The sequence below is a fragment of the Enterobacteriaceae endosymbiont of Donacia piscatrix genome (assembly GCF_012569525.1).
In the GTDB taxonomy this organism is placed as follows: Bacteria; Pseudomonadota; Gammaproteobacteria; order Enterobacterales; family Enterobacteriaceae.
Genome location: NZ_CP046200.1, coordinates 433,320 through 434,480, shown reverse-complemented (window position 1 = coordinate 434,480; position 1,161 = coordinate 433,320). Strand labels below are relative to the sequence as shown.

The window sequence follows — 1,161 nt, the reverse complement described above, 5'->3', positions numbered from 1 at the left end:
CCTTTGATATTCAGAAAGAAAATTTTTAAAAACATAATTCCAATATTCAAATGAAAAATTAATTTTATGTAAAGGAATATTTAATTTTTTACATATAATCTTTACATGATATAAATCTTTTTCACTATTACAAGTATTATTTGTATCATCTTCTTCCCAATTTTTCATAAATAATCCTTCTACTTGATAATTTTGTTTTTTTAATAACCAAGCAGAAAAAGAAGAATCTATTCCCCCGGACATGGCAATTATAACTTTTTTTTTAACATATTTTATATAAGACTATATTATATATATAAAATATAATAATATTTTTTTTTCTAAAAATAAAATATATTTATTAATAATATTTCTATATTTTTTCTATAATATCTATACCTAAAAGGTATAGTCCTTGTTTTAAAAATAAAGATGTTAACAAAACAATTTTTAATCTACTAATTTTTAATTTAGTATCTTTTATATTCAAAATATTACAATTTTCATAAAAAGAAGAAAATAATACTGTAATTTTATATAACCAATTACATAATAAATGAGGAGTACCTTTATCAGTAATTTTAAAAATAATTTCTTCAAAATCTAAAAATGATACAGCAAGATCAAATTCATAATGAGATATAAAATTAATTTCTAAATTAAGAAAATTATTTAAATTAATATTAGCTTTTTTTAATAAAGATATAGTTCTAACGTAAGCATATTGAATATATAAAGATGTATTTCCGTTTAACGATAACATTTTTTCCCAATTAAAAATATAATTATTAATTCTATTTTTAGAAAGATCAGCATATTTGATAGCACCTATACCAATTTTTTTAGATAAATCTTCTAATATTTTTTTATTGATTAAAGGATTTTTTTTTAAAATTATATTTTTAGATCTAACAATAGACTCATCAATAAGATGATTTAATTTAATATTTGTTCCTTCTCTTGTTTTAAAAGGTTTATTATCATTATTTAAAATCATACCAAACATATGATGCTCTAATTTTAGATTATTAGGTACATATTTTGCATTTCTAACTATTTGAAAAATTTGATTAAGATATTGACTTTGACGAGAATCTACATAATAAATAATTCTGTCTGCTTTAAAAAAATCATAGCGATATTTAATACATGCAATATCTATTGTAGCATAAAGATATGCAC

The 1,161-nt window shown here is 18.7% G+C and carries 1 protein-coding gene and 1 pseudogene; both read right to left on the bottom strand.

The genetic code is table 11. The features are described from left to right. Positions 1-276: pseudogene (gene mnmA, locus GJT96_RS02445) on the bottom strand (tRNA 2-thiouridine(34) synthase MnmA); the annotation flags it as partial. 76 nt (positions 277-352) lie between these two features. After that, a partial coding sequence (argS, locus tag GJT96_RS02150; protein WP_169780557.1) for an arginine--tRNA ligase domain-containing protein occupies positions 353-1,161 on the bottom strand: 809 nt, incomplete at its 5' end.